We start from the raw sequence: 25,377 nt of genomic DNA on the forward strand, positions 1-25,377 counted from the left end.
GTGCGCTCAGCCGCCGGGGAGGAGGTCGGGGCGGACGGCGCGGAACGCGCGGACGAGCTCGCCGTGCCGGGCCTGATTCGGCTTGATCCGCATCTTCTCGCCCTCCAGCCCGACCCAGTGCGGCAGGTCGACGCCGTACAGGGGCTCGCGGGTCACCACGTCGACGGAGAACTGCGGCTTCCGGCCCGAAGTCCGGTGGTCGGTCCCCACGTCCTGGCCCACGCTGCGCACCTCCGACCAGGGGATGCGGGCGCGCACACCCGCGAACGAACCCTTCGGCTCCTGCACCAGGGTGATGCCCTCCGCATCCAGTTCGACGCCCTGCACGGTCGTGTAGCGCGGGGTTCTCCGCAACAGCGGGCGGCTGACCAGCGCGAAGAAGACCGTGAGGAACAGCATCACGCCCGCGCCCCCGTACTCCCCGTTCACCGCCGAGACCACGGTCAGCACGGCCAGCCCGAGCGCGAAGTAGACGCAGACCACGGTCGTGACCAGCCAGCCGGCGGCCTGCTGCCACCGCATGTCCACCCGCAGCACGCCGGCCCCGGCGGGCCCGGGGGCCGCCGCCTCCGGTACGGGCTCCGCGGCGGCCGCCGACTCCGGCGCCGCCGGCCGGGCCCGCCCCGCCCCGGCGGGGCGCCACACCCCGATCTCCTTCTCGATGCGGCTCAGCAGGTCATCGCCCAGGGTGACGACGATCCGGGGCCGCGAGGCCGTCGTCCCCTTCCAGTTCCTCCCGGCGGGGACGAGCGTCGCCCACCGCACCACGGGCTCGGACACCCCGTCCCCCCGCTTCAGGTGGATCTCCAGGGTGCGCCCGGGGACGGAGCCCTTGCTCACGCTCCGGGTGACCAGGTGCACGTCCCGCCAGGGGACGAACACCGTGCCGCCGCGCGCCCACGACCGGCGTTCGCGCACGAGGCCGATGCCCCGGTCGCCGACCTCCACGCCCTGCTCCGCCAGGTGGCGCGGGCCGGTCAGCACCAGCGCCAGGAGCGGGACGAGCAGCAGGGCGCCCAGGACCCCGAACACCACCAGGTCGCCGGACGGGTCCTCGACGTTGCCCCTGACGTACGCGGCGTAACGGGCACCGACGCCGAGCCCCACGGGCAACAGCAGGATCAGGCCGAAACCGATCCAGCTGCCGATCCAGTACTGCACCTGGTCTTTGCGCACGTCCACCCGGCCGGAGCCGGGCGCGGGGGAGGAGGCGGGCATGGGGGTCCTGTCCTGAGGCGGGGTGACAAGCCGACCGTACCGGGAACCACCGGTCGGATGTGCGCCCGAACCGTCCGTACCGGATGCCCGGAACCCGCCCCACCCGGGCGAGCCCGTCGGCGGCGCAGTCGCCCCGTTCGGGGTTCCAGAGCACGATCTCGAAGCTCGCGAACCCGCAGGGCCGGTCGCAGTCCAGGGCGTCGACACCGGTCTCGGCCCCGCGGCAGGGCATTCGCACAGCGAGCACCGCGAAGTCCTCCTCGTAGCGCTCGTCCATGAGGTCACGCCACCACTCGGTGTCCACCGAGGCCCCGCAGACGGGGCAGCCGATCCGTTCCAGGTTCTGTCCGCAGCCGACGAACACGGTGGAGTCCGTCCACCGCACGTCGATCTCCCGTCCGAGGTCGTCGACCGGGCACAGCGAGTCCGCGAGGGCGGCGGCCCGGCCCGCCGCCTCCCTCCCCGGCCGCCAGTACGGGTCGGTCGGGATCACCGAAAGGACGTCGTCGCTCACGTCCGCCCGCCCGAAGCCGTGATGTCGAACAAGGGGAGTGTCTCGCACACGACCGCTGCGCCGGACTTTGTCCTGGCATGCCGGCACTACGGTCTCCGGGCCTCTTCCCGGACCGAGACGGTTCCGTGAACCTCCCGGGGTTGGCCCGAAATGTTCCATTGCGAGTCTTATATCCGTCATGCGCGGGGAGTGCGGAGAAGGCGAAGGAGAGGGCCGGGTGGTCATCGGCAATCGCGCGCAGCGGGCGGGACTCACGGTGGTCTGCCTCTTGCTGTGGGGAGTGCTCGCGTTGGGGAGTATGGCCGGTGAGTTTCGTGAGGACCCGGGTGGCTTGCTGTTCGTCTCCGCGATCATCGGTTCTGCGCTCTGGCTGAACCTCAAGATCGGCTTCTGGCGCAGACTGGAACTGCACGAGGGTCACATCGTCCTGTACGACTACGTGACGCGCACCGTCGTCCCCATCGGCCTCGTCCAGGGGGTGGCGGTGGCGGACGGTCAACTGTCCCTGGAGCTGTCGGACGGGAGGTCATTGCCCTCCGCGGCCTTCGAGGGCTCCCTGTGGGCAACGCTGTTCGGCAGCCGGTCCGCAGCCCGTGCCGAGCGCCTCATCAACGACTTCTACGGGTTCGGGAAGGGCAGGCGTACTTCCAAGGGTGATCCCGGTGAGCCCTGTCGCTCCCCGCACCTGAATCTGCTTGCTCTTCCCGTCGTCATCGGGACCGTCTTCGTGAGCTACTACCTGATCGGGCTCGTCTTCTCTCCCTGACCCCTGGTCCGCGTGGTCCCGATGTGCCACGGCTGATCGTGCCGGGCTTCGCGGAGCGATCTCTCCGCCGACCGGGCCCGGTTCTTCGAAGACCGGGCCCCGGCGTACCCGGAGGGCGGAGCCGACAGTCGGCAGGAGGTCGTGCGCGTGGTGCTGCTCGGGTACGCCGAGGCCGAGCCGACGGAGGAGAACACCACGAAGGTGTACGCCCGCCACTGCACCGACCCGGCCACGATCACGGATCTGCGCTTTCGGGACGTGTGAGAGGCACGGACACGGTGTGCGTCCGAGCCGATGGAGCGCGCCGAACTTCCGGCCGCGCACTCCACGGTCCGACGGGAAGGGCTTTCAGCCCCCCGATAGGGTGGCCGCATGTCCGCTGACGAACGCGTGACCCGATCCACGTTCTCCGGTCGTATCGAGCCGATTTCCGACCCCCGGCCGATGCCTCGGCTGCCCCGACGTATCTGGTCGGACGAAGACTGGGAGCGAATCCGGCGCGGGTACGCATCGCGTGACATGGATGAGAGATGGGACGTCTTCGCGGAGGGCGATGTCGTCTTCCTGCACCGGAGCTGGACCGGACACGGGATTTTCGCAGCGACCTTCACTCCGGTCGACGGCGGTGGCCGACGTATTTCCCGTGCCGTGGTGGAACGCGACCCCGAGCGCTACGGGGGTGCGGACGACGATCACGACCAGCTGATGCTGGAGCTGGTCATCAGCGCCATCGTGCTGGGAGAACCGGCCCGTGACCTCCGTACGAAGCTGGTGGAGCTGACACGCCGGAGGTCCGGCTCCGCCGATGCGCCCGCCGGACTCATCCGGCACAGCGCGTTGGGGCTGCGTTCGGACCCGTCCTGAAAGGCCGTCGCGCAGCGCGGGACCTCCTGCCCGGACGGCCTGTACGGAGCACGTGGGCAGGGCGTCCTCACCCGCGTTCGTCCTCCTCCTTCGCGGCGAGGAACCCGTCCAGGAGCCGGAACAGCGTGGCGAGGGCGTGTTCCTCCTCTTCGCGAGTCAGGTCCCTGAGGCGTTCCTCGTCGGGGAAGGCGATCCTGCGCGCCTGGCCCCACCAGCCGGTGGCGCCGCGCGGGGTCCCCTGCGCCTCGATCCACGCGTCGAACCCGTCCAGTACGGATCTCCCGCCACGTCGCGCGTGGCTCTCGTACCCGTGGAGGAAGGCGACCGCCAGCTCGAAGGAGGTCCTTCCGGTGTACATGCCGGGTCGCTTCCCCACCAGCGCCAGGAACTCCCGGTCGCTCAAAGCCGTGACGTCGAACAAGGAACCGCACCTCTCACACCGTGGCCGATGCGCGGCACCCTACCTCGGCGCCGACACCGTGCACCCGTGTACCCCGGGGCGATCCGGACCGGGGGCCATGGGCGCTTCACGGTGCCGGCAAGGGATCCACCGGAACCTGACCGGGCGTTCGCTGGGAACGGTCGACCGCCTCGATCTCCCTGCGGGCAGAGACGGAAAGCCGCCGGTCACGGGGGTACGTCCCGCATTCACCCACCCCGGATGTGCGTTCCCGGCCGGAGCCTGACAGGCTTCCACCACCGTGCGCCCGGGTGGGAAGCGCAGCCCCACCGGCCAACGACACCCACCCGGCGCACGCCGTCCCGGGAGCCCGGCGGGACGGTACGGCCGCCGCCCCGCCCCGCGTACCGGGCGCGGCCTCAGCTCCGGGCGCGCACGGCGACCGCGTCCACCTCGAAGAGCATCCCCGGCAGCGCCAGCCCGGCCACACCGAGCAGCGTCTGCGTGGGCGGGCGGTCGCCCCAGGTCCGCGCGATGCGCGCGGTGAGCACGCCCAGGCGGTCGAGGTCGAGCCCCACCACGTAGGTGCCGAGCCGCACCACGTCGCGCGGCGCGACCCCGGCGGCCTCCAGGGCGGTCTCCAGGTTCGCGAAGGACCGCTCCACCTGCTCGGCGAAACCGTCGGAGGCGACCCCTCCCTCCGCGTCGGAGGCGTACTGCCCCGCGACGAACACGAACTCCTCCGTGCGCGCCACGTGGCTGTAGCCGAAACCGGTCGGGTCGTGCAGGGCGGCGGGGTTGAGGACGGTGTGGCCCATGGTTCTCTCTTCTCTCTCGTTCGTCTCTTACAGCTCGTCGTCGTTCTCGTCGGCGGGTCGGTCGCGCGGCGGCGCCGCGCGGGGGAGCGGGACGGCCACCAGGACCAGCGCCGCCACCAGCAGCGCTCCCGCCAGGAGGAGCGCCCCGTTCGATCCCGCCGCGTCCAGCGCCAGCCCGCCGCCCAGCGCCCCCAGGGCGATCGCGGCGTTGAAGGCCGCCACGAACAGCGAGGTCGCGCCCTCGGCCCGCTCCGGCGCGGCCCGCAGCATCCAGGTCTGGAGGCCGACCGACACGCCCCCGTACGCCAGCCCCCACAGGCCGACCGCGAGCGCCCCCGACCACGGTCCGCCGACCGCCGAGAGCAGGAGCACGGTCAGCGCGAGCGCCCCGGCGATGCCTCCCAGCACCCCGCGGACGCTCCGGCCGACCAGCACCCCCGCCAGGAGGTTCCCGGCCAGCCCCGCCGTCCCGAACAGCAGCAGCGTCCAGCCGACCGCCGCGGCGTCCATGCCCGCCTGTCCGTGCAGCAGCGGGCGGACGAAGGTGTAGGCCGTGAAGTGCCCGGCCACCAGCAGCAGCGTCAGCACCACCCCGATCCGCACCCCGCCGCCGCTCCGGAGCAGGCCGCCCAGGTCGGCCGGCCGCAGCGACCGCTCGACGGGCAGCGGGGGCACGAGGGCGAGCACCCCCGCCAGGGCCACGACCCCCAGCAGCCCCGCCGCCCCGAACAGCGGCCGCCACCCGTACGCCTCGGCCAGCAGCGTCCCCAGCGGCACCCCGACCACCGAGGCGGCCGAGACCCCGCTGAAGACCACCGCCGTGGCCGCGCCCACCCGGCGGGCCGGGACCAGCCGCGGCGCCAGCCCCCCGGCGACGGCCCAGAACCCGCCGATCGCCGCGCCGATCGCGACCCGCGCGGCCAGTACGGCGGCCAGGTCCTGCCCCACGGCGGTGACCAGGTTCCCCGCGGCCAGCAGGGCCAGCAGCCCGGCCAGGACGAGCCGCCGGTCGATCCGGCCCGCGGCGGTCGCGGTGAGCGGCGCGGCCGCCGCCGCGACGATGCCCGGCACGGTGACCGCCAGTCCCGCCCGGGCCTCCTCCACGCCCAGGTCCGCGGCCATCGGGGTGAGCAGCCCGACGGGCAGCAGCTCGGTCGTCATCAGCGCGAAGATGCCCAGGGCCACGGCCGCCACGGCGGACCACCCCCGGGCCCCGCCCGGCGCCGTCCGGGTGGCGGTCGCGGCGGCCCCGGCCCCCGGTGCGGTGACCCGCCGGCTCATCGCGGCCTCCGATCAAAGAGTTCCCGGATATTTGATATCGATAATTGGTGCACGGTGAGTCCTCCGTCGTGAAGGGGGTGGCGGGGGCCGTTCGCCGCTAGCGGAGCGCCTCGCGGGTGGCCGGAGCCGCCGCCGGGTCCCGCTGTTCGACGGTGCGGCGGATGTCGGCGACGGTCTGCCCGGCCAGCTCCGCGCGCCAGGCGAGTTCCGCCCTGCGCATGGCCTGGGAGACCGCGCACGTCCGCCGGTAGTCGACGTCGGGCCGGCCGCCCGGCCCGTCCTTGAGGATCTGACGGCAGCGGAACGCGTCCTCGGGGCCCTCGATCGCGGTGACGACGTCCAGCAGCGTGATGTCGCCCGGATCGCGGGCGAGCCGGAAGCCGCCGCGCGGCCCCGTCGTGGAGATGAGGATGCCCGCCCGGGCCAGCGCCTGGAGGTGCTTGGCCAGGTAGGCCGTGGGCAGGGCGAAGACCTCCGCCAGCCGCGCGGCGGGGACCGCCTCACCCGGGTCGGTCCAGGAGAGGTTGACGCAGGTGTGCAGCGCCCACTCGACTCCCTCGCTCATCTTCATGATCCCGGATGTTATATATCCTGAATAGGTCGTGGCAACACCCGGGTCCCGGAGACGGCACCCGCCCCTCGTGCCCGACGGGCGCCCGCCGCCCCGCGCCGGTGCCCGTCGTCCACCGCCCCGTGCAGGCGGACGGCCCCGCCCCCACCCGCCGCGGCCGCTCTCGCCGCACGGATGGGGACGGGGCCGACACGGGCCCCGGGCCCCTCGGACACCCCGGCCCCCAGGCTGCCCGGGCCCCTCGGACACCCCGGCCCCCAGGCCGCTCGGGCCCCGAGAGCCCCGGGCCCCTCAGGCCCCTCGAGCGCCGTAGAGCCCTCAGGCCCCCGGGACTACTCCTTGGGCCGGTTGTCGATGATCCGGCGGAACTTGCCCACCGACCGCTCGATCTGCTCCGGGTCCACCACGTCCACCGTCACGCTCACCCCGACCCGGTCCTTCACGGTCGCGGTGATCTCCCGGGCCAGCGCCGCGCGCCGGTCGGCCGCGCAGTCCGGCGCCGCCTCGATCCGCACCGCCATGCGGTCCAGGCGGCCCTCCTTGGTGAGCACCAGCTGGAAGTGCGGAGCCAGCCCGTCCAGGCCCAGCACGATCTCCTCGATCTGGGTCGGGAACACGTTCACCCCGCGCAGGATGATCATGTCGTCGCTGCGCCCCGTCACCTTGTCCATCCGCCGCATCGGCCGGGCGGTGCCCGGGCGCAGCGTGGTCAGGTCGCGGGTGCGGTACCGGATGACCGGCATGGCCTGCTTGGTGAGCGAGGTGAACACCAGCTCGCCGTTCTCGCCGTCGGGCAGCACGTCCTGTGTGACGGGGTCGAGCACCTCCGGGTAGAAGTGGTCCTCCCAGATGTGCAGCCCGTCCTTGGTCTCCACGCACTCGTTGGCCACGCCCGGGCCCATGACCTCCGACAGCCCGTAGATGTCCACGGCGTGGATGTCGAACCGCTCCTCGATCTCCGAGCGCATCTTCTCGGTCCACGGCTCGGCGCCGAAGATGCCGATCCTCAGGGACGTACTGCGCGGGTCGATGCCCTGGCGCTCGAACTCGTCCATGAGCGTCAGCATGTAGCTCGGGGTGACCATGATGATCTCGGGCCGGAAGTCCTGGATCAGCTGCACCTGCTTGGCGGTCTGCCCGCCCGAGGCCGGGATCACCGTGCAGCCGAGCTTCTCGGCGCCGTAGTGCGCGCCCAGGCCGCCCGTGAACAGCCCGTACCCGTACGAGACGTGCACCTTGTGCCCCGGGCGCCCGCCCGCGGCGCGGATGGAGCGGGCCACCACGGTCGCCCAGGTGTCGATGTCCTCGCGGGTGTAGCCCACCACGGTCGGCTTGCCGGTGGTGCCGCTGGAGGCGTGGACGCGGGCCACCTTCTCCTGCGGGACGGCGAACATGCCGAACGGGTAGTTGTCCCGCAGGTCGGCCTTGGTGGTGTGCGGGAAGTGCCGCAGGTCGGACAGCTCCCGCAGGTCCGCGGGGGTCACGCCCGCCTCGTCGAACTTCTTCCGGTACAGCGGCACGTTGGTGTAGGCGTGCTCCAGGGTCCACTTGAGCCGTTCGAGCTGGAGCGCCCGCAGCTCGTCGACACTCATGCGCTCGGCCGGGTCCAGGATCTCGGGGGAGGGTGCCTCCCCGAGACGCGGGGTGGTACCGGTGACACCGGTCGACCGCCGGATGGTGTCGTGGCTCGCCATATGAGACTCTCCGTGTGCGAGTGCGCGGTGGGCCGCCGGGCCGGAGCCCGGGAGGGTGGTGCGACGAGTGCGCCGCGCGTTCGAGGTGGGTGCCGGCCCGCTACGGGGCGGGCCGACTTGCTTACTGACCGAACGTTCGGTTACTAATGCATTAAGTCAGTCTCCGAGACCTGTGTCAAGGAGACCTGTCGATCAGTTCACTGTCGACGGTGGCGCAGGCCACCGTCAACCTTCATGGGAGGCCGTTCGTGAGCGACGTCTATGTGGTCGACGGGGTCCGCACCCCGCAGGGTCGGTACGGCGGCGCCCTCGCCGCGGTCCGCCCCGACGATCTGGCCGCCACGGCCATCGCCGAGGCGGTCCGCCGCGCCGGCGTCCCCGGGGACGCGATCGACGAGGTGATCCTGGGCGCCGCCAACCAGGCCGGTGAGGACAACCGCAACGTCGCCCGCATGGCCGCCCTGCTGGCCGGGCTGGACCCCAGCGTCCCCGGCTACACCGTCAACCGCCTGTGCGCCAGCGGCCTGACCGCCGTCTCCTCCGCCGCCCAGGCCATCCGCGCGGGCGAGGCCGACGTGGTCGTCGCCGGAGGTGTGGAGTCCATGACCCGCGCCCCCTGGGTGATGGCCAAGCCCGGCACCCCCTGGGCCAAGCCCGGCGAGGTCGCCGACACCTCCCTGGGGTGGCGCTTCACCAACCCGCGCTTCGCCGCCCACGACGCCGACGCCCCCGCCGACGCGGCCCCCGGCGACCTGCGCTACACCCTGTCCATGGGCGAGACCGCCGAGGAGGTCGCCGTCCTGGAGGGCATCACCCGCGAGGAGTCCGACGCCTTCGCCCTGGGCAGCCACCGCAAGGCGGTCGCCGCCGCCGCGGCGGGCCGGTTCGACCGGGAGATCGTCCCCGTCACGGTCACCGGCCGCAAGGGCGCCACCCACGAGGTCACCGCGGACGAGGGCCCCCGCCCCGACACCGACGAGGCCACCCTCGCCAAGCTGCGCCCGGTGTTCCGCAAGGGCGGCATCGTCACCGCGGGCAACTCCTCCTCCCTGTCCGACGGCGCCTCCGCCCTCGTGCTGGCCTCCTCCGCCGCCGTCGAGCGCCACGGCCTCACCCCGCGCGCCCGCGTGGTGGCCTCCGCCTCGGCCGGGGTCCCCCCGCAGATCATGGGCCTGGGCCCGGTGCCCGCCACACAGAAGGCGCTGGCCCGCGCGGGCTGGACCCTGGACCAGGTCGGCTCGGTCGAGCTCAACGAGGCCTTCGCCGCCCAGTCCCTGGGCGTCATCCGGCAGCTCAAGCTGGACGCCGAACGCGTCAACGCCGACGGCGGCGCCATCGCCCTGGGCCACCCGCTGGGCAGCTCCGGCGCCCGCATCCTGGTCACCCTCCTCAACCGCATGGAGCGCGAGGGCACCGACCGGGGCCTGGCCACCCTGTGCGTGGGCGTGGGCCAGGGCGCCGCGCTCCTGGTCGAGCGGGTCTGAGGGGGCACGTCATGACCGAAGCGGACAAGACCGACTTCGAGACCCTGCGGGTGGAGTGGCGCGAGGACCGGGTCGTGGTGGAGCTGCACCGGCCCCAGGCCCGCAACGCCATCAACGCGGCGATGATCGCCGAGCTGCACGAGGTGTGCGCGCGCGTCGAGGCCGACCCGCGCCCGCTGCTGCTCACCGGGCACGGCACCGTGTTCGCGGGCGGCGCCGACATCTCCGAGCTGCGCGAGCGCGGCCGCGAGCAGGCGCTGGCCGGGATCAACAGCCGCCTGTTCGAGCGCCTGCACCGACTGCCGGCCCCCACCGTGGCGGCCGTGGACGGCTGGGCGCTGGGCGGCGGCGCCGAGCTGTCCTACGCCTGCGACATCCGCATCGCCACCCCCACCGCCGTGTTCGCCCAGCCCGAGCCGGGCCTGGGCATCATCGCCGGGGCGGGCGCCTGCTGGCGGCTCAGGGAGCTGGTGGGCGCCTCGGTGGCCAAGCAGGTGCTGCTGGGCGGGTTCCGCCTGGACGCCGAGGCGGCGCTGCGGCACGGCCTGGTCGCCGAGATCGTGCCCGCCGAGGAGCTGCGCGAGCGCGCCCACGCCCTCATCGACCGCATGGCCGCCTCCTCGGCCCTGGCCCTGCGCATGACCAAGATGGTGCTGGACGCCGACGGGCCCCACCCGCTGGCCGACGACCTGACCCAGGCGGTGCTGTTCGAGACCGCCGACAAGCACGACCGGATGACCCGGTTCCTGGAGAGGAAGAAGCGTTGACCTCCGGCAGCACCGCAACCCCGGACACCGCCGTCCCCGCCCTGGTCGCCGTCATCGGCGGCGGCACCATGGGAGCCGGGATCGTCCAGCAGTTCCTCACCGCGGGCGCCTCGGTGACCCTGGTCGAGGCCACCGCCGAGGCCGCCGGGGCGGGCCGCGACCGGGTCGCCTCCGGCCTGGCCGCCTCCGCCGCGCGCGGCAAGCTGGACGGGGAGCCCGACGCGTACCTGGACCGGCTGTCCACCGCCACCGACGCCGCCGACATCCCCGCCGGGACCGGCCTGGTGGTCGAGGCCGTGCCCGAGAGGCCCGAGCTGAAGATCGCCGTCCTCACCGCCGCCGAGGCCGCAGTGGGGGAGGAGGCCGTGCTGGCCTCCAACACCAGCTCCCTGTCGGTCACCGAGCTGGCCGCAGCCCTGAAGCACCCGCGCCGGTTCCTGGGCACCCACTTCTTCAACCCGGTGCCCGCCTCCAAGCTGGTGGAGATCGTCACCGCCCCCGACACCGACCCGGCGGTCACCGCCGCGGTGCGCGGCTGGGTGGCCGCCCTGGGCAAGACCGAGATCGTCGTCCGCGACGCCCCCGGGTTCGCCACCAGCCGCCTGGGCGTCATGCTCGGCCTGGAGGCCATCCGCATGGTCGAGGAGGAGGTCGCCTCCCCGGCCGACATCGACACCGCCATGGAGCTGGGCTACCGCCACCCGATGGGCCCGCTCAGGCTCACCGACCTGGTCGGCCTGGACGTGCGCCTGGCCATCGCCGAGTACCTCGCCGCCGAGTTGGGCGACCGCTTCTCCCCGCCGGAGCTGCTGCGGCGTATGGTCGCGGAGGGGAAGCTCGGCAAGAAGACCGGACAGGGCTTCCACACCTGGAACAAGGGAGAGTAGGGCGTTGAGCGAACAGAGGGCGGCGGAGTTCTCCGAATCCGACGGGCTGGCCGTGGTGCGGCTGAACCGGCCCGCGCTGACCCGGGAGGTGAAGGAGGAGCTGCTGGCCGCGCTGCGCGGGGCCGCCGCCTCCACCACCGCCCGCGCGGTGCTGCTGCTGGGGTCGGACAAGGCGTTCTGCGTGGGCCAGGACCTGGCCGAGCACGCGCGCACCCTCCAGGAGGGCGCCGGCGGGGCCCTGAACACCGTCCGCGAGCACTACAACCCGATCGTGCTGGCCCTGGAGTCGATCCAGGTGCCGGTGGTGGTGGGCATCGGCGGCGCCTGCGTGGGCGCCGGGATGGGCTTCGCCCTGGCCGGGGACGTGCGGGTGGCGGCCCGCCGGGCCAAGTTCGGCACCGCGTTCACCGGCATCGGCCTGGCCTCCGACTCGGGCCTCGCCTCCCGGCTGGTCGCCTCGCTGGGCCAGGCGCGGGCCATGGAGCTCATGCTGCTGGGCACCCTGTTCGGCGCGGACCGGGCGCTGGAGCTGGGCCTGGTCACCGAGGTCGTCGACGACGACGCCTGGGAGAAGCGCGCCCGCGAGCTGGCCGCGATGCTGGCGGCCGGACCGACCGCGGCGTTCGTCGCCGCCAAGCGCGAGGTGCGCTCCGCGGCCGAGGGCGGGCGCCCGCTGGCCGAGCTGCTGGAGGAGGAGGCCGACCTCCAGCAGCAGCTCGGGGAGACCGCCGACCACGCCGGGGCCGTCGACGCCTTCGTGAACAAGCGCACGCCGACCTTCACCGGTCGCTGACCCGCGGCCGGCCGGCGGCCCGCGCCGCCGGCCGGCCCCGTGGGTCCCGGTGGCCGTATCGGCCCCGGGCGTCCCGGTGGCCTTGTGGCGCTGTGGCCCCGCCGGTTCCCCTGACCGCGTGGGTCCCGGTGACCGTGTGGGTCCCGGTGGCCCCGATGGGTCCGGTGGCCGTGTGGGCCCCGGCGACCGCGTGGGCCCTGGCGGTCCCGTGGACCCGGCGGCCTATGGGCCCGGTGACCACGCCGGTCCCCGCGGCCGCGTCGGCCCCGGTGGCACCGGCCGCCGGGGTCCGCGCGGTGTCCCGTTGACCGGCGCGCCGTCCTGCCGTGGCCGCCACGGCGTTCCGCCGGGGCCGGAGCGCGCCCGTTGGCCGGCCCGTCCGAGGCAGGACCCGCCCGCGCCCGGACTTGACCCGCGCGGCCGGATGCGTGGATACTAATTACTGACCGAACGTTCGGTTATGAATGGGGATGGATCAATGACCGTGACGCAGGAGGCGCCCCCCGGCGCCGACGACGCGCTCCAGGCGGACTTCGACGCGAAGATCGCCGCGGACCAGCGCATCGAGCCGCGCGACTGGATGCCCGAGGCCTACCGCAGGACCCTCGTGCGCCAGGTCTCCCAGCACGCCCACTCGGAGATCATCGGCATGCAGCCGGAGGGCGACTGGATCGCCTCCGCGCCCAGCCTGCGCCGCAAGGCCATCCTCCTGGCCAAGGTCCAGGACGAGGCGGGCCACGGCCTGTACCTGTACGCCGCCGCCGAGACCCTCGGCGTCGACCGCGCCGACCTCACCACGCGCCTCATCGAGGGCCGCCAGAAGTACTCCTCGATCTTCAACTACCCCTCGACGACCTTCGCCGACGTCGGCGTCATCGGCTGGCTGGTGGACGGCGCCGCGATCTGCAACCAGGTGCCCCTGTGCCGCAGCTCCTTCGGCCCCTACGCCCGGGCCATGGTGCGCATCTGCAAGGAGGAGTCCTTCCACCAGCGGCAGGGCTACGAGCTGCTCATGCGCATGATGGAGGGCACCGAGGGACAGCGCCGGATGGTCCAGGACGCCGTCGACCGCTGGTGGTGGCCGTCCCTGATGATGTTCGGCCCGCCCGACGCCGACTCGCCCAACACCGCGCAGTCCATGGCCTGGCGGATCAAGCGCGACACCAACGACGACCTGCGCCAGAAGTTCGTCGACATGACCGTCCCCCAGGCGGAGAAGCTGGGCGTCACCCTGCCCGACCCCGAGTTGGCCTGGAACGCCGACCGCGGCCACTACGACTTCGGCGAGCCCGACTGGGTCGAGTTCAAGCAGGTCGTCTCCGGCGCCGGCCCCAAGAACGCCGAGCGCATCGCCCGCCGCCGGGCCGCCCACGAGAAGGGCGGCTGGGTCCGCGAGGCCGCCACCGCCTACGCCGCCAAGCAGGCGGCCGGGGCCCGCAACACCGAGAACCTCCAGGAGGCCACGGCATGAGCAACGACACCACCGCGACCTCCGGCGCGGCCCGCCCGGAATGGCCGCTGTACGAGGTCTTCGTCCGCGGCAAGCGCGGCCTCAACCACGTCCACGTCGGCTCGCTGCACGCCCCCGACGACACCATGGCGCTGCACAACGCCCGCAACCTGTACACCCGCCGCAACGAGGGCGTCAGCATCTGGGTGGTCCGCGCCGAGGACATCACCGCGTCCAGCCCCGACGAGAAGGACCCCTTCTTCGCGCCCAGCGGAGACAAGGTCTACCGCCACCCGACCTTCTACCCCATCCCCGAGGACGTCCCGCACATCTAGGCGGCGACCCGGGACGACGAGGCTTCGAGGAACAGAACACATGAGTGGCGACAACATTTTCACCGGCCTGGTCGAAGAGCACCAGGGCGACGCCCGCTGGGCCTTCGGCACCGGCTTCACCGACGCCCTCGCGGGCGTCGACACCACCCTCCCCGCGGGGGTGGACGGCGCCGACCTGGCCCTGTACTGCCAGATGCTCGGCGACGACGCGCTGGTCCAGGCCCAGCGGCTGATCCACTGGGTGACCGACGCGCCCGAGCTGGAGGAGGAGGTGGCGCTGGCCAACATCGCCCTGGACCTGCTCGGCCAGGCGCGCCTGCTGCTGGCCCGCGCCGGCCAGGCCGACGGCACCGGCCGCGACGAGGACGCCTTCGCCTACCGCCGCGCCCCGCACGAGTTCCGCAACGTGCACCTGGCCGAGGCGCCCCGCGGCGACTTCGCCCGCGCCGTCGTCACCCTGCTGGTGCTCTCCAGCCACCGGCTGGCCCTGTTCACCCGGCTGGCCGACAGCGCAGACCCGGTGGTCGCCGCCATCGCGGCCAAGGGGGTCAACGAGCTGGCCTACCACCGCGAGTACGCGGTGTCCTGGGCGCTGCGCCTGGGCGACGGCACCGACTACTCGCACGAGCGCCTGGCCGAGGCCGTCGCCGACGTGTGGCCGCTCACCGGCGAGCTGTTCGCCGCCCACCCCGTCGAGACCCGCCTGGCGGGCCTGAACGCGGCCGTGGACCCCGTCACCGTCCGCGACGAGGTCCACGCCGTCCTGACCTCGGTCCTCACCGAGGCCACCCTGCCCGCCCCCGGCCCCTTCCCCGAGGCCGCGGTGGCCGGGCGCGAGGGCCGCCACACCGCCGAGCTCGCCCCCCTGCTGGACGAGCTCCAGAAGGTGGCCCGCGAGCACCCGGAGGCGACGTGGTGACCGCCGCACCGGTCCGGGACGTCGAGCGCGCCCGCGCCGCGGCCGCCGCCGTCACCGACCCCGAGCTGCCCATGCTCACCCTCGCCGACCTGGGCATCCTGCGCCGGGTCGAGATCGACGGGGAGGGCACCGTGCAGGTGTGGATCACCCCCACCTACTCCGGCTGCCCGGCCCTGGCCGAGATGCGGGTGGACGTGGACCGGGCGGTGCGCGCCGCCGGGTTCGGGGCCGTCGAGGTGCGCACCGAGCTGTCCCCGGCCTGGACCACCGACTGGATCACCGACGAGGGGCGGCGCAAGCTCGCCGAGCACGGCATCTCCCCGCCGGGGGCCGCCCCCCGGCGGGCCGCCGGGCCCGTCCCGCTGACCCTGCTGCCCACCCGGACCGCCCCGCGCTGCCCGCTGTGCCGGTCGGCCGACACCGAGGAGCTGTCCCGGTTCGGGGCGACCTCCTGCAAGTCGCTGCACCGCTGCCGGTCCTGCCTCGAACCGTTCGAGCACGTCAAGGAGATCTGACCGTGACCACACCCGTCACCGACGCCCCCGCGGCCCCGCGCCGCGGGTCGGTGTTCCACCGGCTGCGCGTGGCCGCCGTCGAGAAGCTGTGCGACGACGCCGTCGCCGTCAGCTTCGACGTGCCCGACCACCTGGCCGAGGAGTTCGCGTTCGCCCCGGGGCAGTCGCTGACGCTGCGCCGGGAGGTCGACGGGGTGGAGGAGCGGCGCAGCTACTCCATCTGCGCGCCCGCGGGCGACGCGCCCCGGGTGGGCGTGCGCCTGGTCGCGGGCGGGCTGTTCTCCACCTGGCTGGTGGAGGAGGTGCGCCCCGGCGACGAGGTCGAGGTGGGCGTGCCCACCGGCCGGTTCTGCCCGGATCTGTCCACCGCCGCCAGGCACGTGATGATCGCCGCCGGGTCGGGCATCACCCCGATGCTGTCGATGGCCGCGTCGCTGCTGCGCCGCACCGGCTCCCACGTCACCCTGCTGTACGGCAACCGGCGCAGCGACACGGTGATGTTCGCCGACGAGCTGGCCGACCTCAAGGACGCGTTCGGGCACCGCTTCGAGCTGGTGCACGTACTGTCCCGCGAGCCGCGCGAGGCCGAGCTGTTCACCGGCCGCCTGGACGGCGCCAAGCTGGAGGCGCTGCTGGACACCATCGTCGCGGCCGACGCCGCCGACCACTGGTGGCTGTGCGGCCCCTTCGGGATGGTCACCGACGCCCGCCGGGTGCTGGCCGAGCGGGGGGTGTCCGCCGAGCGGGTCCACCAGGAGCTGTTCTTCGTCGAGGGCGCCGAGCCGCCGCCCCAGGCCCGCCACGAGGACCCGGAGGTGGAGGGCCCGGCCAGCGAGGTCACCGTCATCCTCGACGGGCGCACCACCACGCTGACCCTGCCGCGCGGGGTGCCGGTGCTGGACGCCGCCCAGCGGTACCGGCCCGACCTGCCCTTCGCCTGCAAGGGCGGCGTGTGCGGCACCTGCCGTGTCAAGGTCTGCGACGGCGAGGTGCGCATGCTGCGCAACTACGCCCTGGACGAGGCCGAGGTGGCGGCCGGGTACGCGCTGTCCTGCCAGGCGCTGCCCGAGACCGACGCCGTGACCGTGGACTTCGACTCGTGAGCGGGGAGGGCGCGGTGCGCAACGGGGCCGCCTGGGAGATGTTCGAGGCCGACCGGGCCTCCAAGAACCTGGGGATGCGCCTGGTGCGCGCCGACCTGGGGATCGCGGTGGTGGAGATGACCGTGGGGCCGCTCATGGTCAACGGGCACGGGATCGCCCACGGCGGGTTCGTGTTCACGCTGGCCGACACGGCGTTCGCGTGCGCCTGCAACGTGGACGGGCGCGGGGTCACCGTGGCCTCGGGCGCCGACGTCACGTTCGTGGCCCCGGCCCACGAGGGCGACCTGCTGGTGGCCACGGCCGAGGAGCGGACGGTGTTCGGGCGCAGCGGCGTCTACGACGTCACCGTACGCCGCGGCGAGGAGGTCGTCGCCGAGTTCCGCGGCCGCAGCCGCACCCTGCCCGCCAGGGGCTGACACACGCGTCGGGGCCGCCCGGGGAAGTCCCCGGGCGGCCCCGACGCGTGACCGCAAGTGGCCAGAACGACCGCGGGGAGCCCAGGAGTATTGTGGTCGACTTTCGCTTATTTGTAGGTTTCCTATGATTTGCGACCTGTTTCCTCCCCCGGCCCCCACGAGGGCCGGGTAGACGGGTGATCCCCCTGATGCGTCGTTCCCTGACCCGTTCGACGGCGGCCGCGGCCGCCATCGCCCTGGTCTCGTCCCTGCTCGGGCCGACCCCCGCGCTCGCGGACGAGAACCGTCCCCCCGACCGGCCCGACACCGCGACCCTCACAGCCAGGGGAGAGGCCTGCTCCACCGACAAGGCGAACCCCACCCTTCTCAACAGCACCGAGCTCACCCTGAGCGGTCGGTTCTCAGACCCCGACCCCGCCGCGACCGGGGTCTCCCAGCAGATCAAGGCCGAGTTCGAGTGGGCGCTGGAAGGCTCCGAGGAGGCCTTGGGCCGTTCGGAGTCCGCGTACATCGCACAGGGCCCGAGCGCCGGTCCCCAATCCCGCTCGGTCACGGCACGGGACCTCCCTGAGAAGGTCCTCATCGGTTACCGCGCCCGCGCCCACGACCCCCAGGCCGCGGGGGAGTGGTCCGAACGCTGCTGGATCGAGATCAGCACGGCCAAGCCCGCCTCACCGCCTACGGTGACCTCCGAGGACTATCCTTCGGACAACCGCTTCCACGGGGCTCCCGGGCGCCCCGGCGAGTTCACCTTCGACGGCAACGGCGTGGACACCGCGGTCGCCTACTACTACAGCCTGGACGATCGAACCTGTAGTACCCTCGCGGAGCCCGACACCCCGGGGGGCTCCGTGACGGTGACCATCGTTCCCCGGCAGGACGGTCCGCGCACGATCTCCGCCAGGAGCGTGGACGCCTACGGCAACTCCTCGGAGTGCAAGGCGGTGTACAGATTCCTCGTCGCACCGCCGGCCGATCCCGTCGCCCATTTCACCCTGGACGAGGGGGCCGGGGACACGGCCGCGGACGCCATGGACCCGACGCGCACCGCCGAGGCCGCCGGGGGCATCGACTGGACCCGGGGCAGGGCGGGCGTCCAGGAGTGGGGCTACGACTACCGGCTGGAGGGCACGGCGGCCTCCACCGCGGGCGGCGCCCTGCGCACACAGGCCTCCGTCGTGGACACCGGCGGCACCTTCACGGTCTCCGCATGGCTGCGCCTGGACGACACCGGCCGCGACGCCGTCGCCCTCTCCCAGGACGGTGAGCACGTCAGCGGTTTCCGGCTGGGCTATGACGCCGACGAGGAGGCGTGGTACTTCGCCGTGCCGAATGGTGACGATCCGGCTGCCGCGGAGACCCGGATCCTGTCCACCGCCTCGGTGCGCTCCGGGGCCTGGACCCAGGTCACCGGTATGCACGATGCGGAAACCGGTGAGCTGAGCCTGTACGTGGACGGCGCCCGCCAGGGAGTCGCCGAGCACGATGCGCCCTGGACCACCGAAGGCGCGTTCGTCCTCGGCGCGGGGTACGGGCCGGAGGCGTCGAACTGGCCCGGTGCCGTCGACCACGTCACCGTGTGGGACCGGACGCTCTACACGGAGGACACGCCGGCCACGTTCTCCGGTCGCTCCGAGATCTGGGAGTGGGCGACCCGCCCGGTCGTTCCGGAGGGCGTGTGGCGCCTGAACGAGACACAGGGCCCGACCGCGGACGACGGCTCCGACCACGGGCTCGACGCCACGCTGCACGGAGACCCGGCCACGGTGTGGAACGGCGAGATGAACCAGGGAACGTGGGAGACCACCGCCCGGCTCGACGGGTCCGCGTACTTGAGCACGGAAGGGCCTGCGGTGCGCACCGATACCGGGTTCACCGCCTCCGCCTGGGTGCGTCTGGACGACACCGGGCGGGACGCCGTGTTCCTCTCCCAGAGCGGTGGGCACACCGACGGTTTCGCCCTCGGGTACGACGCCTCCGATGAGAAGTGGTTCTTCGAGACCGCCGCGCAGGACGCCTCCGGCGCCACGGTCTCCCGCGTCTCCTCGGATTCCCTCGCGAGCTCCGCCCAGTGGGTCCATCTCACCGGCACGTACGACCACGTGGACGGGACGTTGGCTCTCTACGTCGACAGGGTTTTCCAGGGTTCCGTGGAGCGTCAGGGCTCCTGGAACGCGGACGGGCCGGTCCTCATCGGCGCCGGTACCGGGGCGGAGGGCGTTGAGCGCCACTGGACGGGGGGCATCGGCCTCGCCCAGGTCCACCAAGGGGTGGTTCTCGGTGACGAGGTCGGCAGGATCTCGATGGGATACCCGCCCGTCTGACCGGTGACGGGTCCGGAGGGGCGGCGGGCGGGGCCCGCCGCCCCTTCCGTGTCCGGGGTGTGCGCCGCCGGGAGCGGAGGCGGTGGATCCGTCGCAGGCGGGAGCGGCGCTCCGTCCGAATCCCGTCGCCACGGGACGGAGCCGGGCGCGGCCCGCGCGCACGGCTCCGTCCGGTACGGCCGTCTCAGCGTTCGACGACGTGGCGCTCGTTGGGGACGCAGTGGGTCATGGTCAGGCCGGAGACGTCGCGGGGGCCGTTGGAGCCGAGTTTCGACAGGCGCCGGAGGTCCTCCTCCGTGAGGCTCTGGCTCTCCAGCGGCGCCAGGTGGGACACGTCCTCGGGGCTGATGCCCAGCCTCTTGCCCACGCGCAGCCCCAGGTCGTCCTCCACCAGCAGGAAGTGCCACACCATGCGCTCCTGGACGGCCCGGTCGCACTGGGAGAGCAGCGTCGAGAAGTTGTGCACGAGGTCGTCGCGCTCCCACTGCTCCATCAGCAGGTAGCGCTGACCGGCCTGCCGGTAGTCGTTGGTGCGCGCGATGCGCTTGCGGGTGACCCGGCCCCGGATCTCCGGGCCCTGCTCGTCGTGCGTGGGGTACTTCCCCTCGCGCAGGCCGCCGGTGATGGACGGCTCGTAGTTGACGTGCGGGTTCTCCCCGCCCGTGTCCTGCTCGTAGGTCATCAGGCCGTCGCGCTGGTTGGTGCGCACGTTCGCGTTCTTGGCCCGGTTCACCGGCAGCTGCAGGTAGTTGGGGCCCACCCGGTAGCGCTGGGTGTCGCTGTAGGAGAAGGTGCGGCCGACCAGCATCTTGTCGTCGGAGAAGTCCAGGCCGTCCACCAGCACGCCGGTGCCGAAGGAGATCTGCTCGTTCTCGGCGAAGTTGTTCGACACGTTGCGGTCGAGCACGATCCGCCCCACCGGTTTGGGCGGGAAGTCCTGCTCCGGCCAGGTCTTGGTGTCGTCCAGGGGGTCGAAGTCGAGTTCGGGGTGCTCGTCGTCGCTCATCATCTGCACGAGCAGCTCCCACTCCGGGTAGTCGCCCCGGTCGATGGCCTCGTGCAGGTCCTTGGTCGCGTGCCCGGTCTCGGTCGCCTGGATGTTCGCGGCGTCGGCCTCGGTCATGCTGCGCACGCCCTGCTTGGGCATCCAGGTGTACTTGACCAGGACGGTCTCACCCGCGGCGTTGACCCATTTGTAGGTGTTGACGCCGAAGCCCTGCTGGTGCCGGTAGTCCGCCGGGATGCCGCGCGGGCTGAACAGGTTGACCAGCATGTGCATGCACTCGGGGGTCTGGGACATGAAGTCGAAGATGCGGTTGGGCTCCTGCCGGAACGTCACCGGGTCCGGCTTGAGCGCGTGGATGACGTCGGGGAACTTGATGGCGTCGCGGATGAAGAACACCGCGAGGTTGTTGCCCACCAGGTCCCAGTTGCCGTCCTCGGTGTAGAACTTGACCGCGAACCCGCGCGGGTCGCGGGCGCACTCGGAGGAGTCCCGTCCGCCGATGACCGTGGAGAAGCGCAGGGCGATGTCGGTGCGCTTGCCCTTGCCCTGGAAGAGCTTGGCGCGCGTGTACCGCTCGATCGGCTCGTCGCCCCAGGTCCCGTAGGACTCGAAGTAGCCGAAGGCGGTGGCGCCCCGGGCGTGCACCACCCGCTCGGGGATGCGCTCCCGGTCGAAGTGGCTGATCTTCTCCAGGAACTGGTAGTTCTCCAGGGTCGCGGGCCCCCGCTCGCCGACCGTCCTCTGGTTCTGGTTGTCGTAGACGGGGTGCCCCTGGCGGTTGGTGAGCACCTCCCGGTCGTCTCCCGGCTGCGGTCCCCGGCTGGATACGTCCGTCATGCGAGTGGTCCCCCGACGCTCGTCGTGATCCGTTCCCCCGCCCACACTGCCCCGTGGCGGCCGACGGACACCCCCGAGCCACGGGAAAGTGACAGATTTTTACCGGCCCCGCCCCCGGCCCCGGCCCTTCGGCCGCAGGGCGGCCGGGAGGTGTCAACGCGGGGGAGCACCGGAGAAGAAGCCGGTGAGGGCCCGGGCGGCCGGGGCGTCGGCGCGGGCACGGCGCTCGGGGGCGCCGGCGCGGGGCGGCGCGTTCGGAGAAGGGGTCCGGACATGGGGGTGCCCGGGGGCGCCGTCGGGTGGGGACGGCGCGCTCCCGGGCACAGGCCGGGCCCATGTCCCCCAACATGGGCCCAGCGGGTGCGGCCGGGATGCACGGGATGCGGTCCGGCCGCTGGGAAGGCGAACGCGGCGGTCGGGTACGTGCCGGAAACCCCCATTGCCGGCACGAGCGCTCACGTTCGCACATGGTCTCGTTGTCACGCTCCGGACCCGTGGGGCGGGTTCCGTCCGCGTTCACCTGAGAGAACGTGCCATGGCGGTCGGATGTTCCCGGCTAGCACGATTCCTGAAAGATGTCCAGGTCACATTCGCGGATGTCGCCTCCTCGACCACGCGCGGTAACGTCGGGGGCGCGCCCGCGCCGGGCGCGCACGGCTGACGACGGGAGGACGCGTCCACCATGGCCGACCGGAGCATCGGCGTCGTCGGCGCCGGGATCGTCGGGCTCGCCACGGCCCGTGAACTGGTCCTGCGCCGACCGGGGACCCGTGTCGTGGTCTTCGAGAAGGAGGACCGGGTGGCGGCGCACCAGACAGGGCACAACTCCGGGGTGGTGCACGCGGGCATCTACTACGAGCCCGGCGGCCTCAAGGCCCGGCTGTGCACGCGCGGCCGGGACCTGCTGCGGGAGTACTGCGCGGAGCGGGGACTGCCGTACGAGGAGTGCGGCAAGCTCGTGGTCGCGCTCACGCCGCGGGAGGTGGACCGGCTGGACGCCCTGCACGCCCGGGCCGGCCGCAACGCCGTCCCGGGGCTGCGCCGCCTCGGGCCCGAGGGGATCCGCGAGATCGAGCCGCACGCCGCCGGCCTGGCCGCCCTGCACTCCCCGCGCACCGCCATCACCGACTACACCCGCATCGCCCGCGCCTTCGCCGAGGACATCGCCGCGGCCGGGGGCGAGGTCCGGTTCCGGGCCCCGGTCACCGCCGCCGTCCCCGCCGGGGACGGGGTGCGCGTCACCGCCGGGGGCGAGGACCTGCGCCTGGACGGGCTGGTCGTGTGCGCGGGCCTGCACGGCGACCGGGTGGCCCGGGCCGCCGGGGACGGGGACGGGCCCCGCATCGTGCCGTTCCGCGGGGAGTACATGCTGGTGCGCCCGGCCAAGGCGCACCTGGTGCGCGGGCTGGTGTACCCCGTGCCCGACCCCCGCTATCCCTTCCTGGGGGTGCATTTCACCCGCCGGGTCTCCGGGGAGGTCGAGGTCGGCCCGAACGCGGTCCTGGCGCTGGCCCGCGAGGGCTACCGCCACTCCGACATCCGCCTCGCCGACCTGCGCGACACCCTCACCTGGCCGGGTTTCTGGGCCATGGGGCTGCGCCACTGGCGCACCGGGGCCGCGGAGGTGTACGGGTCGTTCTCCAAACGCGCCTACATGCGGGCCGCCCGGCGGTACGTCCCCGACATCGGGCCGGCCGACGTCGTGCGCGGCGGCTCGGGTGTGCGCGCCCAGGCCCTGGACCGCGACGGCTCGCTGGTGGACGACTTCCGCATCCACCGGGTCGGGCCGGTCACCGCCGTGCGCAACGCGCCCTCTCCCGCGGCCACGTCCTGCATGGCCATCGCCGAGCACATCGCCGACACCCTCGAAGGCGGCCCCGGGGGCTGAGGCGGAGAACACCCGGGCCGGGACGGGCGTCACACGGTGCGGAACCGGGAATCCCCCGGAGGCGACACCGATCAGGGAGGGCCCGATGAGCACCCCCACCACCCCCGAGCCGCCCGCCCCCGCCCCCACCGCTCCTCTGGGGCCGCCTCCGGGCCTTGCGCCCCTGACCGCCGACGACCCCCGCGCCCTGGGGCCCTACCGCCTGGCCGGCCGCATCGGCGCGGGCGGCATGGGCGCCGTCTACGGGGGAGTGGGCCCCGACGGGCGGTGCGTCGCCGTCAAGACCGTGCACGCCCGCCACGCCCGCAGGCGCCGCTACCGGGAGGCGTTCGCGCGCGAGGTGGAGATGCTGGGCCGGGCCCGCGGCATCGGCACCGCCGCGCTGTACGCCGCCGACGTCGCCGCCCGGGTGCCCTGGCTGGCCTTCGAGTACATCCCCGGACGCGACCTGCGCGCCCATGTGCGCGCGTTCGGCCCGCTGGAGGGGGAGATGCTGCGGGCGTTCGCGGTCGGCACCGCCGAGGGCCTGGCCGGCCTGCACGCCGCCGGGATCGCCCACCGCGACATCAAGCCCGGGAACGTGGTGCTGTCCCCGACCGGACCCAGGATCGTCGACTTCGGCATCGCCACCGAGATCGGCGCCGACCGGTCCACCGACCGCGCCGCCTCCTACGGCACCCCCGGCTGGGTGGCGCCCGAGCGCTACGCGGGGGCCGCCGCGGCCCCGGCCGCCGACGTGTTCGCCTGGGGCGGCCTGGTGGCGCTGGCCGCCACCGGCCGCGACCCGTTCGGCGGCGGGACCCCGCAGGAGCTGCGGGCCCGGGTCGAGGCCGGGGAGTACGACATCGACGGGGTCCCCGACACCCTCCGGCCCCTGGTGGAGGCGGCGCTGTCGGTGGACCCGGCGGCGCGCCCGCGCGCCGTGCAGGTCATGCGCGCGCTGCTGCCCGAACCCGGGGAGTTCGGCCTGACCGACGCGAGCGGCCGGGTGCCCGCCGCCCGGACCCTGCGGGCGCTGCTGGACGCCCACTGGCTGGGCGTCGACGCCGCCGGGCACGACCCGCGGCTGTGGGCGGGCGCGGTCGGCCTCGCCTCGGCGGCCGGACTGGCCGGCACCGCCCTGCTCTCCGGCGGCGGGTCCGCGACCGCGGGCGGCGGCGCGGCCGCCACCGGCGGCACCGCGGCGGGCGGCACGGCGGCGGGCGCCGCCGGAACGAGCACGGCCGCCACGGGCACCGTCACGAGCGCGGCCACGGTCAAGGGCGGCGGCGTACTGGCCGCCGTGGCCGGGTCCAAGGCGGCGACGGCCGGTGCGGGGGTCCTCCTCGCCGGGAGCCTGGCCGGCGGCGGCTACCTGGTCTACGAGCGGGTCGCCGACGACCCCGCCGAGGCGGTGCTCGCCGCCGCGCAGGTCCTGGAGACGGGGGAGGGCTTCACCGCCCGCGTCGAGCGCACGGCGGTCGGCGGGGGCGAGACGGTCGTGGAGGAGTACCTCTACTCGGCGGAGGAGCGGACCTTCCTCGTCCGGGGCGCCGCCATGGGCGAGGGGACCACCGCCGTGGCCGCCCACCGCGGCGGGCTGTACGTGTACGCCCCCTGGGAGGAGGGGTTCTCCGGTGATATCTGGCACGATTCGGCCGCCCCCGTGCCGGTCGACGCGAGTGTGACCGCCGATTCCCTCACCGGCCTGGCGACCGCCCCGCTGCGCGCCCTGGCCGACTCGGGGGAGGCCGCCCGGGACGGAGGGGGGACCGTGTACACGGGGCCGACCGTGCTCGGCGTCCTGGCCGGGGGCGTCCACACCGAGGAGGAGGCGACCGCCCGGGTGGAGGTCGGCGCCGACGGCGCCCCGGTGCGGGCCGAGTACACCACCGGCTCCTGGGAGGTGCGGGTCGACTTCACCTCCACCGGGGAGGCGGTCGAGGTGGAGGACCCGCGGACCGCGTCCGCCGGGGACGGGGCCGGCTGGGCCGCGGTCCACGCGCCGGTGTGCGGGACCGTGACCGCGTTCGACCGGGAGTGGGACGTCCAGGCCAGCGGCTGGGAGGTGGACTGCGACTACGCGATGGAGGTCGCGGAGGCGATGACCGACCCCGGCACCACCCCGGAGGAGGCCTTCCCCGACCGGTTCGAGTACCTGGCCGGCTACAGCGGGAGCGGCGGCGGCACCTGGCTCGTCGACGGCGAGATGGCCTGTGCGATCTTCCGCCGCGACCTGGGCGGGACGATCGAGGGGCGCACCTGGTACCTGTCCCCCTGCCACTCGGCCTCGGCGGTCGCCGAGGACGGGCCCTTCACCACGGTGGAGTTCGGGCCGCGGACCCTGATCGACTACCACGAGCGGCCCTGACCGGCCCGGACGGGAAGAGGCCGGGGCCCGCCGCGCGGTGGCGGCGGACCCCGGACACAGGCCGGGCCCGTGTCCCCCAACACGGGCCCGGCGGGCGCGGCCAGAAGCACTGAGTGCGGTCCGGCCGCTGGGAAGGCGAACGTGGCGATCAATTCGTGTCGGAAACCCCCATTGCCG

General features: G+C 73.7%; 23 protein-coding genes. 16 read left to right on the forward strand and 7 right to left on the reverse strand.

The window, feature by feature from the left end; genetic code table 11:
* Positions 1–6: 6 nt before the first annotated feature.
* Positions 7–1,218 (reverse strand): hypothetical protein, encoded by a 1,212-nt coding sequence (locus ABZ249_RS26390; RefSeq protein WP_355268080.1) that lies wholly within the window; start codon positions 1,216–1,218, stop codon positions 7–9.
* 845 nt (positions 1,219–2,063) lie between these two features.
* On the opposite strand from ABZ249_RS26390, the gene ABZ249_RS26395 reads away from it, so the two are divergent.
* From ABZ249_RS26395 to ABZ249_RS26405, 3 genes are all read left to right on the forward strand, one after another.
* Positions 2,064–2,498 carry a hypothetical protein gene (locus tag ABZ249_RS26395; RefSeq protein ID WP_355268083.1) on the forward strand — a complete coding sequence of 145 codons (435 nt, stop codon included), beginning with the start codon at positions 2,064–2,066 and terminating at the stop codon, positions 2,496–2,498.
* A 141-nt stretch (positions 2,499–2,639) separates the two neighbouring features.
* Positions 2,640–2,762, forward strand: coding sequence for a hypothetical protein (locus ABZ249_RS26400; RefSeq protein WP_355268086.1), 123 nt, complete (start codon positions 2,640–2,642; stop codon positions 2,760–2,762).
* Positions 2,763–2,870: 108 nt separating this feature from the next.
* Complete coding sequence (locus tag ABZ249_RS26405; RefSeq protein WP_355268089.1) at positions 2,871–3,362, forward strand: hypothetical protein; 492 nt, start codon at positions 2,871–2,873, stop codon at positions 3,360–3,362.
* Between the two features lie 67 nt (positions 3,363–3,429).
* Here the strand turns inward: ABZ249_RS26405 and ABZ249_RS26410 are convergent, their stop codons facing one another.
* From ABZ249_RS26410 to paaK, 5 genes are all read right to left on the reverse strand, one after another.
* Positions 3,430–3,783, reverse strand: coding sequence for a hypothetical protein (locus ABZ249_RS26410; RefSeq protein ID WP_355268092.1), 354 nt, complete (start codon positions 3,781–3,783; stop codon positions 3,430–3,432).
* 398 nt (positions 3,784–4,181) lie between these two features.
* The gene (locus ABZ249_RS26415; protein ID WP_355268095.1) at positions 4,182–4,580 is read right to left on the reverse strand and encodes a RidA family protein; all 399 of its coding nucleotides are present in this window, start codon (positions 4,578–4,580) and stop codon (positions 4,182–4,184) included.
* Positions 4,581–4,607: 27 nt separating this feature from the next.
* Positions 4,608–5,861, reverse strand: coding sequence for an MFS transporter (locus tag ABZ249_RS26420; RefSeq protein WP_355268098.1), 1,254 nt, complete (start codon positions 5,859–5,861; stop codon positions 4,608–4,610).
* A 97-nt stretch (positions 5,862–5,958) separates the two neighbouring features.
* Positions 5,959–6,432, reverse strand: a complete 474-nt coding sequence (locus ABZ249_RS26425; protein ID WP_355268101.1) for an Rrf2 family transcriptional regulator — start codon at positions 6,430–6,432, stop codon at positions 5,959–5,961.
* 332 nt (positions 6,433–6,764) lie between these two features.
* Positions 6,765–8,126: a phenylacetate--CoA ligase PaaK gene (gene paaK, locus ABZ249_RS26430; protein WP_220560714.1), complete on the reverse strand. Its 1,362-nt coding sequence runs from the start codon at positions 8,124–8,126 to the stop codon at positions 6,765–6,767.
* Positions 8,127–8,374: 248 nt separating this feature from the next.
* Here paaK and ABZ249_RS26435 point away from each other — a divergent pair, with 248 nt between their 5' ends.
* The 11 genes from ABZ249_RS26435 (at position 8,375) to ABZ249_RS26485 (ending at position 19,119) form a co-directional block, all read left to right on the forward strand.
* Positions 8,375–9,610, forward strand: a complete 1,236-nt coding sequence (locus tag ABZ249_RS26435) for a thiolase family protein (protein WP_355268105.1) — start codon at positions 8,375–8,377, stop codon at positions 9,608–9,610.
* Positions 9,611–9,621: 11 nt separating this feature from the next.
* Positions 9,622–10,377 carry an enoyl-CoA hydratase/isomerase family protein gene (locus tag ABZ249_RS26440; protein WP_355268108.1) on the forward strand — a complete coding sequence of 252 codons (756 nt, stop codon included), beginning with the start codon at positions 9,622–9,624 and terminating at the stop codon, positions 10,375–10,377.
* Positions 10,374–11,264: a 3-hydroxyacyl-CoA dehydrogenase family protein gene (locus ABZ249_RS26445; RefSeq protein ID WP_355268111.1), complete on the forward strand. Its 891-nt coding sequence runs from the start codon at positions 10,374–10,376 to the stop codon at positions 11,262–11,264. The genes ABZ249_RS26440 and ABZ249_RS26445 overlap by 4 nt, the downstream gene beginning before the upstream one ends.
* 4 nt (positions 11,265–11,268) lie before the next feature.
* Entirely contained in the window at positions 11,269–12,057 is a 789-nt protein-coding gene (locus ABZ249_RS26450; RefSeq protein ID WP_355268114.1) for an enoyl-CoA hydratase-related protein, read from the forward strand.
* A 478-nt stretch (positions 12,058–12,535) separates the two neighbouring features.
* On the forward strand, positions 12,536–13,528 hold the full coding sequence (gene paaA, locus ABZ249_RS26455) for a 1,2-phenylacetyl-CoA epoxidase subunit PaaA (RefSeq protein ID WP_355268117.1): 993 nt from the start codon (positions 12,536–12,538) through the stop codon (positions 13,526–13,528).
* On the forward strand, positions 13,525–13,842 hold the full coding sequence (gene paaB, locus ABZ249_RS26460; protein ID WP_220560719.1) for a 1,2-phenylacetyl-CoA epoxidase subunit PaaB: 318 nt from the start codon (positions 13,525–13,527) through the stop codon (positions 13,840–13,842). The genes paaA and paaB overlap by 4 nt, the downstream gene beginning before the upstream one ends.
* Positions 13,843–13,882: 40 nt before the next feature.
* A complete protein-coding gene (paaC, locus tag ABZ249_RS26465; RefSeq protein WP_220560720.1) occupies positions 13,883–14,761 on the forward strand; it encodes a 1,2-phenylacetyl-CoA epoxidase subunit PaaC in 879 nt (292 codons plus the stop codon).
* Positions 14,758–15,276 (forward strand): 1,2-phenylacetyl-CoA epoxidase subunit PaaD, encoded by a 519-nt coding sequence (gene paaD, locus ABZ249_RS26470; protein ID WP_255646520.1) that lies wholly within the window; start codon positions 14,758–14,760, stop codon positions 15,274–15,276. The genes paaC and paaD overlap by 4 nt, the downstream gene beginning before the upstream one ends.
* 2 nt (positions 15,277–15,278) lie before the next feature.
* Positions 15,279–16,379 carry a 1,2-phenylacetyl-CoA epoxidase subunit PaaE gene (gene paaE, locus ABZ249_RS26475; protein ID WP_220560722.1) on the forward strand — a complete coding sequence of 367 codons (1,101 nt, stop codon included), beginning with the start codon at positions 15,279–15,281 and terminating at the stop codon, positions 16,377–16,379.
* Between the two features lie 38 nt (positions 16,380–16,417).
* Positions 16,418–16,795: a hydroxyphenylacetyl-CoA thioesterase PaaI gene (gene paaI, locus ABZ249_RS26480; protein WP_220565721.1), complete on the forward strand. Its 378-nt coding sequence runs from the start codon at positions 16,418–16,420 to the stop codon at positions 16,793–16,795.
* Between the two features lie 188 nt (positions 16,796–16,983).
* The gene (locus ABZ249_RS26485; RefSeq protein WP_355268123.1) at positions 16,984–19,119 is read left to right on the forward strand and encodes a LamG domain-containing protein; all 2,136 of its coding nucleotides are present in this window, start codon (positions 16,984–16,986) and stop codon (positions 19,117–19,119) included.
* Positions 19,120–19,303: 184 nt separating this feature from the next.
* Here ABZ249_RS26485 and ABZ249_RS26490 read toward each other — a convergent pair whose 3' ends face one another.
* Complete coding sequence (locus ABZ249_RS26490; RefSeq protein ID WP_355268126.1) at positions 19,304–20,962, reverse strand: catalase; 1,659 nt, start codon at positions 20,960–20,962, stop codon at positions 19,304–19,306.
* Between the two features lie 682 nt (positions 20,963–21,644).
* Here ABZ249_RS26490 and lhgO point away from each other — a divergent pair.
* Both lhgO and ABZ249_RS26500 read left to right on the forward strand, forming a co-directional pair.
* Entirely contained in the window at positions 21,645–22,850 is a 1,206-nt protein-coding gene (gene lhgO / locus ABZ249_RS26495; RefSeq protein ID WP_355268129.1) for an L-2-hydroxyglutarate oxidase, read from the forward strand.
* Between the two features lie 85 nt (positions 22,851–22,935).
* The gene (locus tag ABZ249_RS26500; protein WP_355268132.1) at positions 22,936–25,200 is read left to right on the forward strand and encodes a serine/threonine-protein kinase; all 2,265 of its coding nucleotides are present in this window, start codon (positions 22,936–22,938) and stop codon (positions 25,198–25,200) included.
* The last annotated feature ends 177 nt before the right edge of the window (positions 25,201–25,377 follow it).

The sequence above is a fragment of the Nocardiopsis sp. NPDC006139 genome (genome assembly GCF_040614155.1).
Lineage (GTDB): Bacteria > Actinomycetota > Actinomycetes > Streptosporangiales > Streptosporangiaceae > Nocardiopsis > Nocardiopsis changdeensis.